Origin of the sequence: Bacteroides parvus (assembly GCF_017309675.2) — a bacterium.
GTDB classification, from domain to species: domain Bacteria; phylum Bacteroidota; class Bacteroidia; order Bacteroidales; family Bacteroidaceae; genus Bacteroides; species Bacteroides uniformis.
Map to the genome: position 1 here is coordinate 2,860,784 of NZ_CP084680.1, position 15,799 is coordinate 2,876,582.

The 15,799-nt window shown below is 40.5% G+C and carries 6 protein-coding genes and 6 pseudogenes; 9 read left to right on the plus strand and 3 right to left on the minus strand.

Going from position 1 to position 15,799, the window contains the following annotated elements; genetic code table 11:
• Positions 1-125 precede the first annotated feature (125 nt).
• Positions 126-965: an ADP-ribosylglycohydrolase family protein gene (locus tag JXR92_RS11540; protein WP_117600526.1), complete on the minus strand. Its 840-nt coding sequence runs from the start codon at positions 963-965 to the stop codon at positions 126-128.
• A gap of 734 nt (positions 966-1,699) precedes the next feature.
• Between JXR92_RS11540 and JXR92_RS11545 the strand changes: the two are divergent.
• From JXR92_RS11545 to JXR92_RS11565, 5 genes and pseudogenes are all read left to right on the plus strand, one after another.
• Positions 1,700-2,094 (plus strand): annotated as a pseudogene (locus tag JXR92_RS11545) (hypothetical protein).
• A gap of 53 nt (positions 2,095-2,147) precedes the next feature.
• Positions 2,148-3,613, plus strand: a pseudogene (locus JXR92_RS11550) (relaxase/mobilization nuclease domain-containing protein).
• 209 nt (positions 3,614-3,822) lie between these two features.
• A pseudogene (locus tag JXR92_RS11555) lies at positions 3,823-4,073 on the plus strand (chromosome partitioning protein ParA); the annotation flags it as partial.
• Between the two features lie 51 nt (positions 4,074-4,124).
• Positions 4,125-4,622, plus strand: coding sequence for a hypothetical protein (locus JXR92_RS11560; protein ID WP_373153097.1), 498 nt, complete (start codon positions 4,125-4,127; stop codon positions 4,620-4,622).
• 30 nt (positions 4,623-4,652) lie between these two features.
• Positions 4,653-5,867, plus strand: a pseudogene (locus JXR92_RS11565) (IS256 family transposase).
• Between the two features lie 297 nt (positions 5,868-6,164).
• Here JXR92_RS11565 and JXR92_RS11570 read toward each other — a convergent pair.
• Complete coding sequence (locus tag JXR92_RS11570; RefSeq protein ID WP_117599458.1) at positions 6,165-7,190, minus strand: FecR family protein; 1,026 nt, start codon at positions 7,188-7,190, stop codon at positions 6,165-6,167.
• Positions 7,191-7,438: 248 nt separating this feature from the next.
• Here JXR92_RS11570 and JXR92_RS17485 point away from each other — a divergent pair.
• Positions 7,439-8,654 (plus strand): annotated as a pseudogene (locus JXR92_RS17485) (transposase).
• A gap of 65 nt (positions 8,655-8,719) precedes the next feature.
• Here the strand turns inward: JXR92_RS17485 and JXR92_RS11585 are convergent.
• Complete coding sequence (locus JXR92_RS11585) at positions 8,720-9,316, minus strand: RNA polymerase sigma-70 factor (RefSeq protein WP_117599459.1); 597 nt, start codon at positions 9,314-9,316, stop codon at positions 8,720-8,722.
• Between the two features lie 791 nt (positions 9,317-10,107).
• Between JXR92_RS11585 and JXR92_RS11590 the strand changes: the two genes are divergently transcribed.
• From JXR92_RS11590 to JXR92_RS11600, 3 genes and pseudogenes are all read left to right on the plus strand, one after another.
• Complete coding sequence (locus JXR92_RS11590) at positions 10,108-12,312, plus strand: alpha-galactosidase (RefSeq protein ID WP_117599460.1); 2,205 nt, start codon at positions 10,108-10,110, stop codon at positions 12,310-12,312.
• 72 nt (positions 12,313-12,384) lie between these two features.
• Complete coding sequence (locus JXR92_RS11595) at positions 12,385-13,392, plus strand: glycoside hydrolase family 43 protein (RefSeq protein ID WP_117599461.1); 1,008 nt, start codon at positions 12,385-12,387, stop codon at positions 13,390-13,392.
• 52 nt (positions 13,393-13,444) lie between these two features.
• Positions 13,445-15,659: pseudogene (locus JXR92_RS11600) on the plus strand (glycoside hydrolase family 3 C-terminal domain-containing protein).
• Positions 15,660-15,799: the final 140 nt, after the last annotated feature.

Here is a 15,799-nt window from a genome sequence, read left to right on the forward strand (position 1 = left end):
GGATTGGTTTGCCATTACTGGATCTTCATTGAGGAGCCATTTCTCGTTGAGCTCCTTCAAAGAAAGTCCCTTCTCTCCAGCGTGGGAAAGCGTATTGACCACCCAAATGTATTTTTCCAGGAAAGTCATCTTCCTTCTGTTTTACGCAGTCCACTTCCGTATTTCGCTTCAAACTCAGTAACCAGTTTCTGGAAGTTCTCGGGCAGATAGGTCATCGCTTTTTCACACATGTTCGCAGGCACCCCATAAAGAGCTTCAGCAATGGAACCGGTGATGCAGCCGATGGTATCGGAATCGCCACCGATACTGATGGCATTACGGACAGCATCTTCAAAATCCGTAGCCTGCAGCGCACATTGAATGGCTTGCGGAACGCTGTCCTGACAGATGCCGCCATTGCCTTCCCCATCAACTCCATTCCAGGAATAACGTTTTTGCAGTTCGGCAATGGTGAGCGGGAAACGATAGCCGAATTCCTGCTCCATACATTGCTGAATCTCATCTTTCGATGCTCCCTTACGGGCCAGGAAGATACACATGGCTGTAGCCTGTGCACCCTTGATGCCCTCCGGATGGTTATGCGTTCCTTCCGCTGAAACCTTGGCGGCATTCATGGTGTCATTTTTCGTATCGAATGCCCAACCCACCGGACCTACACGCATGGCCGATCCGTTGCCGCAGCTGTTGTATGCCGGAGCATATCCGGTTCTTGTCTTCTGGATGACCCAATTCTGGAAACAGTTTCCATATCCTCCCATCGGAGAGGGATAAGCTTCCGCATACCGGACATAGTAATCCGCCACCAGTGAAAGGCGTCCGGCCAGAATCGCATCCGCTGTAGCCAACGTCAGGATGCTGTCGTCTGTGTATTCCACGTAGCGACCGAAGAACTCAAAGTCCTTGGTTCGTATGTTACTGAACTCGTAGATACTGCCTACGATGTCCCCAATGATACTTCCAATCATATTCTTCCTGTTTTAGTGATTCTACTTACTCAAAGCTGTTGCCACCAGTAATGTCCGTAAATATACTCATTTTGTATCTCATACAGAGCCAACCGATGGACTTTAATGCAAAGTTACCACGATACTCCCTCAAAAAGTGAGACACTCTCTATGTTTTAGGTCATAAGTACCATGATATTTGCTGTTGATACTTTTATACGGCCGCATTTCCATACGCTTCCACACTTCTTTTTCACTTCTGTTCTGAGTCCATACGCAGTAATGCCCTTTTGCCCTTGAAGTCATTGTCTATAGAACATTGAAGTATGTATAGCCTTTGCAACCTTGGAATATGGGACGGATGAACCATTAGTTCAAGGCAATAGCCCAGCTTGGCAACAAGTGATTTCTATACAGACGTATGCCGTTCCAAAGATGCAGAAAACTACGGATAAAGAAATTTGGAACACTTGATAATCAGGCTAATATTACCGAATATTTTTCCCAAGAATGATGTTGTGAATTTTTGCGTTTCGCCGTTTTTTGTGCTTCTTTGAGGTCTCTAAAGCTACCGGGAAGACATCGAACTGCGTTGTAGGATTTGTCAAGCAAGTTGTACTCTTGTCATTACAAAACGGAGTTTTGTCCTCACAAGAGTCACTTGCCGATTACTGCCGCAACGGAGCGATAAATCGCTGTTTCGCTATGCGAAATAGGTGTCCAGAGAACCCAGCTAACAAGTAATCAAAGGAAGTATGAAACAGAAAACCAAAGTATTCCAGTTACGGCTTATCCCGAGGAAGCCCAACTGTTGAAGGAAAAATCAGGCTCATTCCACTCTGTGAGCCACTATATCCTGTCTGCAGTGCAGGAATTTTTCAATGTGGATGTGAAGGAACGCATCGAGTTGATCCGAGAACTCGGAGAATTTTACCGAAAGAATCAGAACGAACTGTCCTGGGCAGGCGGAAACCTAAATCAGGTGGTCAAACGAGCCAATGAGCTGGCGGTAGCCTGGTTACTCGCACCCAGCTATAGCCAAGAGATTGTGCTTCCAACCATTCGGGAAACACAGGAAACGATGAACCGCATCAAACGGGATTTGGAATTGATTACACTCAAGTGTATAAAAAACAAAACACTGAAGTAATGTTTGTGCGGTATATACTTTAACCGTTGAACCCAACTAATCCGAATATTCAGATGATTGCAACCATTTTACCCGGAAGTTCGAACTTCCATGCCGTAGATTATAATGAACGGAAGGTGGCGAAAGGTGTAGCCCGGTTACTGGAGATAAAAAACTTCGGAGCACTCGGTGAAGTGCGCAAGCCAACCCCTGAAGAGCTGGCTCAGTTTCTCATGGAATATTCCTCCATGAATCCCAGAATCCAGAAAGCCCAGTTCCATGCAGCCATCTCCTGCAAGGGCTACGAGATGTCAGAAGCCCAGTTGCTTGATTTCGCGCACCAGTATCTTCAAGAAATGGGCTATGCCGAACCCGGACAACCCTGGCTCATTTATTCCCACAACGATACAGACAATGCACACCTACACATTGTTACTTCGAGAGTGGCGCCCAACGGTCGCAAGATACAGCATAACCATGAATGCAGACGCTCATTGACAAGATACTCGGTATGGACCGGCAGCAGAAAACAGACAAGGACATCGAGGCCGTCAAACAGTACAGCTTTTCTTCCTTCACCCAGTTCAAGGCCGTGATAGGAACCATGGGCTATGAAGTCTTTCAGAAAGACGGGAACGTCTTCGTCAAGCAAGGAGGCAGAATCCAAAAGAAAATTCCTCTGGCAGAGATTGAAGCCCTGTTCAAGAAAGGCTATCAGGATAAGGCACGCAATCGCCAGTTGAGAGCCTACCTGAAGAAATACCGGGATGTATGCGCCAACAAGGAAGAACTGCAGAAGGAAATAAAGAAGAACTTCGGAGTGGATGTGGTTTTCTTCGGCAAGAAAGACAAGCCCTACGGCTATATGCTGATAGACCATGCCAACAAGACCGTCATTCATGGTGCCCGGGTCCTTGCCGTAGAAGAACTGCTCGACTTTGCTACCCCGAACAACGCTTTGACCGGATAGAAGCATTCATAGACCAGTTGCTGACCCTCAATCCTAAGGCCACGCAGGGAGAAATCTTCCAGAAATTCAAGAAACAGCATGCCTATATAAAGAAAGGTGTCATCTACTACGATGGCCAGAGCAGACCCTTGCCGCCTTTCATGGCCAAGGCCATAGACCGTAATAATCGCATCAGTTTCATTGAGAAATTCCGCCTGCAGAACGAAGCCGAAGTGGAAATGCTGTGCAAGGCATTCAAGGTGGACCGTCCGGACCTGGTGGACATTTCTACAGAACGTCCTCCCAAGTATGCTGATGCTGTGGACAAATTGCGTGATATATTCCAGAATCCCGAAGTGAAGTCCCCCCCGCAGCGCTATGTATCAAGAAGGTTTTGATGTGGAACGGGTGAAGAAGAAGCCCAAGAAGAATACACTCAATCCAATCAAAAGTTTACAGCGGAAGTCCCATCAAGGATTGGGTAAACTCCGGAAAGAAGGAGTCGGCAGTCACAGTGCTAACCGCGAATGGGAAGTTGGCAAGAAAACGAACTACGACGAGGTGGACGACGGACGCTCGTTGAAGATTTAGTATTGATGTTTAATGATTTAAGTTACAACAGAAAGTCAAATGGGGACTTTTAGTTGTAACTTTTTGGGCTAATTTTTCTCAGATTCCCTTGTTCCGAAATCCATTCACCCCCCGGTTTTAGCAACCGAAAGCACATTGATGTTGTACATTTAGGTTTTCCCTGTTCCAGCATTTACTTTTGCTTGCGAATTTAATAAACGGAAAACAACATGATACAGACCCCGGTCATAGTCACCTTTGCCAACTACTTAGTGGCAAAAGGCGTCCGGGTGGTTATCATCGACTGCGACTTCCAACACTTGATCATGAAATGCCGCAAGGCAGACATCAAGAAGTATGAGAGGAACAACTACCCTATGAAGTCTGGTCATACGAACCCAACAACAAAGTGGATAGGACCTCGCTGGTGGAGAAACTGCACAATGACCCAGAGATAGATGTGGTACTCATCGACTCACCTGAGGAGGATGTAGACATATCGGACGAAGCACAGTCCTTCCGACCTCATAAGGTGAGCAGGGAGGAACCGAAGAAGGAAGAGGAAAAGAAAGAGGAATCCGAAGCACAATCGGATGCCGATGCTTCACAGGAAGGGAAAGAAGAATCCGACGATGAAAAGGAGCAATCAGACAACTCAGAAGAAACATCCAATGAAACTGAATTGGACACCGAACAGGACGAAACTTCTTCTCAATCTTCGGATGATGAAACGACCGAGGAACCTGCTAAAGAAGCAGAGTCTGAAAAACCTTCTGATGAACAAGCATCCGAAGAAAGCAACGATGATGCCTATGATGAAGAACACTCTGAAAGTAACGACCACCCCTTCTGCTCACCGAGCTACCGCGAAGCCATCATGACGGACGGCATCCTGGTGGATGACATCTTCAAAGTCATCGACCAGTTGGCTGAAACCGGTGAATGTGACCTGGGCACCATAATCTATCACTGCGAAAGCATGCGATATGGAGGATGTAAATTAAACTGTGTCAGCAAAGAAAAGAAATAAAATATTAACTTTGCTAACACTGTTTTTTGTATGAAAGAAGAATTTGATTTTGAGAGTATCAAGAACAAGGCTATTGAACAGCTGAAAGCAGGTAAGCCTTTGTTAGGTAAAGACGGTGCTTTTGCCCCTTTATTGGAAAACATTCTGAATGCAGCTCTGGAGGGTGAGATGGATGCATATCTTACAGAAGAAGAACGTCAGATGGGTAACCGCCGTAACGGGAAAATGCAAAAGTAGGTCCAGACTCCATTGGGTGAGGTAACCGTATCCACTCCCCGTGACCGTAATTCAAGTTTTGATCCACAATTTATTAAGAAGCGTGAGACCATTCTGGCAGAAGACGTTGCTGACCGTATAATTGGCCTGTATGCTCTTGGCAACAGCACACGTGAGATTAGTGACTGGATGGAAGAGAATCTTGGTAATCGTGTATCGGCAGATACAATCAGTTCCATTACAGACCGTGTACTTCCGGACATAAAGGCATGGAAATCACGTATGCTTGATTCTGTCTATCCTATAGTCTGGATGGATGCCATCCATTATAAAGTAACGGATGAACGTGGTTGTGCTGTTACACGTGCAATCTATAATGTGCTGGGTATTGACAGAGAAGGACATAAGGAGCTGCTCGGAATGTATATATCAAGAAATGAGGGAGCAAACTTCTGGCTCAGTGTTCTGACAGACCTTCAGAACCGTGGAGTTGAAGATATTCTTATAGCCTGTATAGACGGCTTGAGAGGTTTTCCTGAAGCAATCCAAAGCGTTTATCCCAATGCAGCCGTACAGCTTTGTGCTGTACATCAGATTCGTAATTCCGTCAAACATGTAGGCTCCAAAAATCAAAAGGAATTCCTGAAGGATTTGAAATGCGTTTATCAGGCTGTAAATAAAGAATCGGCAGAAAATGAACTTCTTAAGCTGGAAGAAAAATGGGGTGAACAGTATCCTATCGTTATCGGGTCCTGGCAAGACAATTGGGATAAGCTGTCCGAATATTTCCAGTACACTCCGGCTATTCGTAAGCTCATATATACAACAAATACTGTTGAAGGGTATCACCGTCAGATCCGTAAGGTAACAAAAAACAAAGGCGTGTTCCCGTCGGATACAGCCCTTGAAAAACTGGTTTATCTTGCATACCGTAATATACGGAAGGAGTGAACTATGCCACTTGCCAATTGGGCTACAATCTCACAGCAACTGGCCATAAAGTTTGGAGAACGATTTAAATTATTGTAATTTTACGCTCGTCGGGACGGGTGGTCCCGCCCCTTGGTGCTGGCCGTTCCCCGACCGATGAGTTTTCTAATAGGAAATAATGCGTGACACAGTTTATTTTACACTACCCTTATTTCATCGTTACTATTGATTTTATCCATTCTCTGAAAAGTGCTCTCATCTACCTCGTACTAATGCACTAAGCGGCTATTGTTATTTATCTTTAAAAGGCCAATCATATAAAACCCATTGTTGGTATAGATTTGTGTATGTCTGATACCAATCAACGGTTTTATAATTGTAAATTCCGATAGCGGGTTACTTTTTACTTACTTCTATTGTAAGTGTATCTCCCTGCTTGAAATCGTTATACCTTTTTCGAAATTTTATAGGTGCCCCTTCTTCCATACAATTTATTATTTCATCCAAATTCTCTCCTTTAAATGTTGCTCTATATGTATATTGTTTTATATCAAGGTCTTTCATGACAAATCGGACCTTATAGACTTGTTCTAGTCGATCAAGAATAGTTTCTAAAGAATCATCTCTAAATGCGATGATCCCATCTTTCCAGGCTATATATTTAAATGTATCGGTGGAAGTTATTTCCATACGTTTGGTGTTTCGCTGGTAGGTTAATTGTTGACCAGGAAGTAGGTGTTTTGTTTCTTTGCCTTGTGAAACAGATACTTTCCCAGATATTAATGTGATTTTTTGCTCCATGCTATGTGTAAAACTAGCAACGTTAAAGGCCGTACCAGTGGCTGTAATTTCCAATTCATCAGCTTGAATGATGAAAGGGTTATTTTTATCAGCGTGTACTTCAAAGTATGCCTCGCCACTCATGCATACCCTTCGTGTGTTATTTATAAATTGCGAAGGGTATTCCAATGTACTACCAGCATCTAACCAAACCTTCGAGCTGTCCGGCAAAATAATTTCCGAAATAGAACCGTAAGGTGTACTCGCTTTATAATAGGTCAGCGACTCTTCTTTCTTATTCATCATTAGGGTGAACAAGGTTATCAGAATAGGAAAAAAGAGAATAGCAGCTATTCGTTGAAAATAGAGTACTATTTGTTTGGGTGTGGAAACATTCGTTTTTCCTGGTTCGATTCCTGCTTTGACTTTTGTTTTGAGTAATGCCGACTGTATGTCAATGTTCATTTGACTAGTGGAAGGATCTGTCATTTCCCAAATATTTCTCATTTTTTGAAAAAAAATTCTATTTTCTTCCGAAAGACTAATCCATTCTTTTAGTTCAGTTATTTCCTCTAGCGATGCCTTTGTTTCTAAATATCTCAGAATAAGTTCAGCTATTCTATATTGATTCTCTTCTCTCATATTTTAATCTCGTTTCAAATTATCAATATTTCGGTAAATTTTTACCGAAATATTAAAAGTTAAATAATAGAACCGGCAAGAGTCGGTTCGAAAACATTAAAGAGGTCATTGAAATGTTGTCAAAAACGAATGGTTAAGCATGAAGAAATGTGCTGAAAAAAGTGAGCTAACATGCTGATAACAAAGGTAAAAGTGCTGCATGATTTGTTGATTTTTTAGTAAATTAAAAGTTAACTATTCATCTGGTTATGGCTAAAGAAACACTCCTTATGCAATACCAATCCGAGTGCCTGTCGGCTCTCAAATCAGTCGTGAATATACACAAACCTTTTGAAAAAACGTTCATGGACACCATGAAATTATTCATGGCCATCCCGGATCGTATAAATTTCCTCCAATTGGGCAGGTATGGATGTTTTTCGGAACAGACATACCGTAACCTTTTTGGGAATGAAACTTTCGACCGGTTTGCGTTCAACGCCTCTATCATCAGCAAGCATCTCATAGGCAAAAGAAAAGCCATCACCATCGATCCTTCCTATATCCCCAAGTCCGGTCATAAGACACCTTGGATTGGTCTTCTGGTCAGGCTGTGCCGGGGATTATAAGCGAAGATTGGAAATCATGGGCATCGGTGTCATTGACATCGACAACCATGAATGCATGACTTTAGGTTCCATTCAGACGTCGGATTGTAAGACCTTGGATAATATGGGTAAGAACCTAGTTGACTGGTATAGCAACTATCTTATCAGTAGAAAAGACGAGCTACAGAGCATATTCAGAACGGTGGTTGCAGACGCATTCTTTTCCAAGGAAACGTTCATAACGCCTATGTGTGAGAGTGATTTCCATGTCATCAGCCGCTTCAGGAATGACGTAGTCCTGTACTATCCAACATTGGAAAAGAAAACAGGAAAACCTGGCCATCCCAAGTGGTTTGACGGCAGGATTGACTTTGCCAATCTAGATCTGACCCGGTGCAAGGAATACGAGGTGAACAAGGGAAAGCTGTACGGATTGAGTGTATATGCAAAAGCTCTCAAAAGGTATGTTTCCTTAGCCGTCTGATATCCGATGGACGGGAGGACAGACAAGTGGCAGCTTTATTTCTCTACAGACGATTCCATGGATGGACGCGAAGTCTTGGATTATTACAGAACCAGGTTCCAGTTGGAATTTTGCTTTAGAGATGGAAAGCAACATGCAGGAATCACCAACTGTCAGTTAACTGACTTCAGAAAGTTGAATTTTCACTTCAATGCATCGCTTGCAGCTGTCAACTTGGCCAAAGCGGCATGTAAGAGGCTCGGAATAGCCTATTCCATATCCTCTTGCAAGTCATTCATACACAATGCTTATATGCTTGAACGATTTATTTGCGTGTTTGGGATTAACCCAGACATGCAAGTTATTGACAAACTTTTCAAAGAACTCATTTTATTTACAGCCAGAGCCGCTTAAGCTTGGCGAATTCTTAACAAACTATTAATTATAAGACTGTTGTAAAAGAATATACCACCATTTTTTTATAAAAAAGAATATAAAATAAAGTTATAAAACCCTTTCATGTTCTTTCTTAAAACCTCTAACACCTTGCTGATTCGATTTTCTATTGTTCTCACTGATACATTTAATTCATTGGCAATTTCATGGTATTTCTTATTCTTAAATCGATGCATTTCAAATACTTCCCTCATTTCTTTAGGGAGTTTATTCAGTTCCTTTTGAAGTTGTTGATTTAATTCTGAGTATAAAATATAGTTTTCTACATCATAGTCAAATGGGTCATTGTGAGCAATTGCATAATCTTGATAGACCCTAATAACATTCTGATGTTTGAGTTCTTCTAAACTATTGTTTTTCACGGCAGTCATAAGATACGATTTTAAAGCACCTTTAATATCGAGATGTTCTCGATTTTCCCATAAGCGTGCAAAGATATCCTGTACCAAATCTTCACTATTTTCTTGGTCCTTTAGAAAAACGTTGCAAAAATAGACAAGGTCTTTATAATACTTATTAAATAGAAACTCAAAGGCTTTTATATTTCCTTGTTTAAGCTCTTTTATGTAAAAAGAATCTTCTGACGCACTTTTTGTCCTATTTGTTTGTTCATCTTCCATTGCGTGTTCTATAACTATTAGATTTATAATTGTTTGGTAAATATGTAAATAGATGACAAAAAATAAAGTTATAACTAACTAATTAATTAATAATTAAGTATTTAAGTTGATAATATCCTTAAATTCAGTAAGTTAAAGAAAAGTCCCCGCTTTTCACATGAAAAAACTGAACCATAGAACATGGTCAAAATTAGCCAAATCCTTTTAATTATGCAAGATTCTTTTGGAAAAATCTATCAATTGGATATGTGTTAAGGTATGCTCTATATGGCTCATTCCTTGTGTTCAGTTTGACATAGCTTTAGCATACATAACCTTTATTATTTAATAGTATATCTGTCTTCTTCATATTTATAATTATAGAATGATCTGGTAGATTGGCAGTTCTTTTTTTGAAGTAAGGTATGTAAATAGTTTGATATCTATATATAAAAAAGTGTTAATATACTGTGGTGATCACGTTGTTAACCGTCTTAAAAATGTTATGCGTGGAATACTATGGCCGCCTAAATCTTTTAATGGAGGAATTGAGTTCATGAGTCTATAAATCATGAATAGGTGGAAATTTATAGTGTGTGGTTACTTAACACATTATGCGTATTATTCTTTGTATTACAGATAGCATTACTATAAATATATTAATTAACCTTTTAACTATTAGTCTATGAGCAGATACTTTAATGGTTACACTTGCGCTGTGCGCCCGCCAATCTTTGCGTATCCGTTTATTTCTTTAAATGAAAATCCGAGTACAATTTACTAGAATGTGTTTAACTGAATAATTTAAAACAATGAAGAAAATCGTTTATGTATTATTGTTATGCTTGTTATATCCTGCTGGTATTCTTCAGGCATGGAATGGCAAAGTACTAATTTCTACTCCCCGTTCATCTATTTTATTGAATACGTGGGGAGAGGGTCAGCAATTGCAATTTGCTTATTTTGGTGACAGAATTAATGAGAATCAAATAGATCAGGTCTTTGATTCGTGGAATGGATTGAGCCGTCCAGCTTATCCGGTATTTGGTACTTCATCTTATGAAAGTTCAGCATTACAGGTGGTTCATGCTGATGGTAACTTAACATTGGATTTGATTGTAGACAAAGTGGAAACTTTGGATGAAAAAAGCGCAAAGCTTACAGTGATTCATTTAAAAGACAGAGTTTACCCTTTTTATGTAACGTTGAATTTTCGGGCTTTCAACAATTTGGATATTATTGAAACATGGACTGAATATTCTCATAACGAAAAGAAAGCGGTAGTACTTAAGCGCTTTGATTCAGGTCATTTTATGATTCGTAGAGGCGACGTGTGGATCTCTTCTCTATCCGGACATTGGGGTACTGAGACTCGGATTACTACAGAACCGTTGACTTCTGGGATGAAAGTTATAAAAAATATGGATGGAGTACGTAACGGATTGGGTGAACACTCAGAGGTTATGTTTTCATTGGATGGTAAACCTCAGGAAAATAGTGGACGTGTTATTGGAGCTGTTCTGTGTTGGGGTGGACGTACGAAAATTAGGATAGATTCTGATGATACGTATGGTAGTCATGTGCATCATGTTTTTGCCGGTATGAATGAAGAGGCTTCTGAATACAAACTTGAACCACGTGAAGTATTTACTACTCCTAAACTTGCTCTTACTTATTCTTGTGAAGGATTAGGTGAAGCTAGTAGGAACCTCCACCGATGGGCTCGTATGGGTATGGTATATAGCTGTGATAAGCCGAGAGATATTCTGTTGAACAGCTGGGAAGGGGTTTACCTTAATATCAAGGAACAAGAAATGGATCAGATGATGAAGGATTTCGCAGCCATGGGTGGTGAACTATTTGTAATGGACGACGGATGGTTCGGGAATAAATATCGTCGTATACAAGATAATTCATCATTGGGTGACTGGGTAGTAGACACTCAAAAACTCCCTCATGGTATTAAAGGACTTACAGATACTGCTAAAAAATATGGGATTAAGTTTGGTATTTGGATCGAACCGGAATTTACTAATACAAAAAGTGAGTTGGTTGAAAAGCACCCTGATTGGGTACTGCGTTCTATGAATAGAGAATTAATGTGTGGCCGTGGTGGTACACAAGTAGTACTGGACTTGTGTAATCCTAAGGTTCAGGATTTTGTTTTCAGTGTAGTAGATGGGCTATTGAGTAAGAATCCGGAAATTGCTTATATCAAATGGGATGCTAATGGAGAAATAATGAACTATGGCTCAAGCTACCTGCCAAAGGATAAACAATCACATATTTATATTGATTATCACCGTGGCTTAATAAATGTATTGGAAAGGATTCGCGCTAAATACCCTGATGTAGTTATGCAAGCTTGTGGTAGTGGTGGCGGACGTGCCAGCTACGGAGTGATGCCTTATTTCAACGAGTTTTGGGTTAGTGATAATACAGATGCTTTGCAGCGCCTCTTCATCCAATGGGGAACATCTTACTTTTATCCATCTATAGCAATGGCTCAGCATGTAAGTGCATCGTCCAATCATCAGACAGGCCGTCTTGTTCCATTGAAATTTCGTTTTGATGTTGCGATGACTGGTCGCTTAGGTATGGAAATTCAACCTAAGAATATGAATGCAGATGAAAAAGAATTTTCCAAAAAGGCCATTGACACTTATAAAGGGATTCGTACGGTTATTCAGTATGGAGACCAATATCGTCTGATTTCTCCGTATGAAAAGAAAGCGGTTGCGTCAATGATGTATGTTACTGAGAATAAAGACCGTGCAGTGTTCTTTGCTTTTAAAATGGAACACTATGTTAACCCACGATTACATCATGTGCGTCTGGATGGTTTGGATAAAAACAAGAAGTATCAAATAAGAGAATTAAATTTGGCTGCAGATGATAAACCTTGTTATTTACACAATCGGATTTTTTCCGGTGATCTTTTGATGAATGCCGGTTTTGCTCTTGATTTAAATAAGGAGTATGATAGCTGGGTGTTGGAGCTGACTGAGGTTAAGTAAGTCATAATACATCTTTAACTGTATGGATGCAGTGAATATGGCTGCATCCATACTTCGATTAATAGAGCTCATATGTTAAATATAAAGTGCAAATTATTAGTTTTTTATGTATTGTTAGGTGGGCAATTCTTTTCGTCGTGTTCACTGAACAATACGAAAGCTGTTCAAGAAAGTGGCAATCCGTTATTTGAAGGATGGTATGCCGATCCTGAAGGGGTAGTGTTTGACAACCGTTACTGGATTTTTCCTACTTATTCAGCTCCATTTGAGCAGCAACTATTTTTAGATGCTTTTTCTTCACCCGATCTTGTGACTTGGAAAAAGCACTCCAAAATTCTTTCGGTAGAAAATGTATCCTGGTTGGAAAAAGCTCTATGGGCACCCGCAATTATTTATGCTAATGAAAAGTATTATCTGTACTTTTCTGCTAATGATGTCCACGAAGGTGAAATTGGTGGTATCGGCGTAGCTGTTGCTGATAGTCCAGAAGGGCCGTTTAAGGATGCTTTGGGTAAGCCATTAATCAATGAGATAATAAACGGGGCACAACCTATCGATCAGTTTGTATTCAAGGATGATGATGGCAGTTATTACATGTATTATGGAGGTTGGGGGCATTGCAATATGGTGAAATTAAGTGATGATTTGTTGCATCTTGTTCCCTTTGAAGATGGCTCGCTTTGTAAGGAAGTAACTCCAGACAATTATGTTGAAGGGCCTTTTATGTTAAAGCATCAAGGGAAGTATTATTTTATGTGGTCAGAAGGTGATTGGACTGGTCCTGACTATTGTGTAGCTTACGCCATGGCAGATTCGCCATTCGGGCCTTTTAAGCGAGTCGGAAAAATATTGGAACAAGATGAGGAGGTTGCTACTGGAGCTGGACACCATTCTGTGATAAAGGGGTTGAAAGATGATGAATGGTATATAGTGTATCATCGCCATCCCTTAAATGAAACAGATGGGAATGCCCGTGTTGTTTGCATAGAACGGATGTTTTTTGATGATGAAGGTTATATAAAACCTGTAAAAATGACGTTTAAGGGGGTTACGCGCAGCTCTTTAACTTCTTTGAGATAAGTGGTAGCTTTCTTTCAATAATAGACTTTGTTACAATTCAAAAATGCTAAATATGAAAATTAAAACACTGAAAACTATTACATTTTGCGCTTTTGTGTTTTGTGGTATATCCGCTTCAGCGCAAACTCCAGTCTATTTGGATAAAAATCAACCAATAAAACAGCGTGTGGAGGATGCTCTTTCTCGTATGACTTTACAGGAAAAAATAAATATTATTCATGCGCAATCTAAATTCAGTGCTCCTGGTGTGCCCAGATTGGGTATTCCGGAATTATGGTGTACTAATGGTCCAATGGGCATACGTCCTGAGGTCATGTGGGATGAATGGGATCAGGCAGGTTGGACCAATGATTCTTGCATGGCTTTTCTTGCACTTTCTTGTCTGGCGGCTACATGGAATCCCGACATGGCTTTATTTTATAAAAGCATTGGAAAAGAGGCTCGTTTCCGCAACAAAAGTGTATTACTAGGTCCTAGGATAAATGTTTATAGAACTCCTCTTTGTGGACGTAATTTTGAGTATATGGGAGAAGATCCATACCTGATTAGTCGTATGGTGGTACCCTATGTTTAGGGCGTGCAAAGCAATGGGGTTTCTGCTTGCATGAAGCACTTTGCTTTAAATAATAATAAAATCAACCGTCACACTTCCAATCCGATAGTTGATGATCGTACGCTTTATGAAATATACCTTCCAGGTTTTAAGGCAGCTGCAGTAGAGGGTAAGGCTTGGTACTTTATGGGAGGCTATAATTTATTTCGAGGCGAACACGCTAGTTATAATCCAATACTGATGAATCAGATTTTGAAAGAAGAATGGTAGTGGGATGGTGCGGTCATATCAGATTGGGGAGCTGTTCATGATACACAAACTGCTATTATTGGAGGCTTGGATATGGAGTTCGGAAGCTGGACAGATGGGTTAACAGAGGGGGCTAGCAATGCCTATGATAACTATTGGTTGGCAAACCCATATTTGAAAGGTATAAAAGAAGGCATTTATACTGATAAAGAATTAAACGAAAAGGTGCGTCGAGTATTAAGACTAACGTTTCGTACTGCCATGAATAGTGATCGACCCTGGGGATCAATGGTCGCAGATGCACATAAAGATGCTTGCCGAAAAGTAGGAGCAGAAGGTATGGTACTTTTGCAAAACAATGAAAATTTACTTCCAATTGATTTATCAAAGGTAAGACGTATTACTGTTATTGGTGAAAATGCCATTAAAATGATGACTGTTGGAGGTGGCTCTTCCTCTTTGAAAGCCAAGTATGAAGTTACTCCTTTGGAAGGACTGAGAAAACGTATTGGTAAACAAGCTGAAATCATATATGCCCGTGGATACGTAGGTGATCCTACTGGGGGTAAAAACTGGGCAAAACTTGAAGGATGACCGTAGTCCAGAAGAAATCGGAGCAGAAGCTCTGCACGCAGCTGGTAATGCTGATATCGTTCTTTTTATAGGAGGACTAAATAAAAGTAACTATTAGGATTGTGAAGGTACGGACCGAACAACAATGGATTTGCCTTATAATCAAAATGGATTGATTATGGATTTACTGCAAGTTAATAAAAAACTGGTTGTAATCAACATCAGTGGAACAGGTGTAGCTATGCCTTGGAAGAATCAAGCTTGGTACCTGGGAAGTGAAACTGGCAATGTTTGGGCTTCTATACTCATGGGGGATGTTAGTCCTAGTGGTAAGCTTCCATATACTTATTATGCGGGTCTTGATCAGTGTGGTGCTCACAGGGTGGACGAATATCCAGGTCACAAAGGTGTCGATGCTTTAGGAAATGAGGTTTATGACATACCCTATAACGAAGGATTATTTGTTGGTTATCGCTTTATTGATAAAAACAAGTTAACACCCAATTTCCCTTTTGGTCATGGCTTAAGCTATACTACATTTGAGTATGGAAACCCCAAGGTAAGTAGCACGTCTATGGACAAGAGTGGGCAGTTATGTATTACTCTTCCAATTACAAATACAGGCAAACGTGTTGGGGCTGAAGTTATACAGCTATATATTAAAAGTCTGAAATTTTCTGTAATTTGGCTCATTAAAGAATTGAAGGGCTTTTGTAAAGTAGAACTTCAGCCAAATGAAACGAAAGAGGGTTTGTTTACTATTACAGCTGAAGAACTATCATACTTTGACGACAAACAGCATAAATGGGCTGCTGAGCCAGGAAAATATGAAGCTTTGATAGCTTCTTCATCTGCTGATATTCGTTCTAAAGTTTGTTTCGAACTGAAATAGTTTCATATTTGCCATATCATTAATATATAGTATTACAGATATTTACGATGATATTGGTAGGCTGACGAAAAAAACTAAAAATTTTTAGGTGTTTTTATGTGGGGTTTTCTTTCTAAACAGTCTTTAATATAAACGGGAAA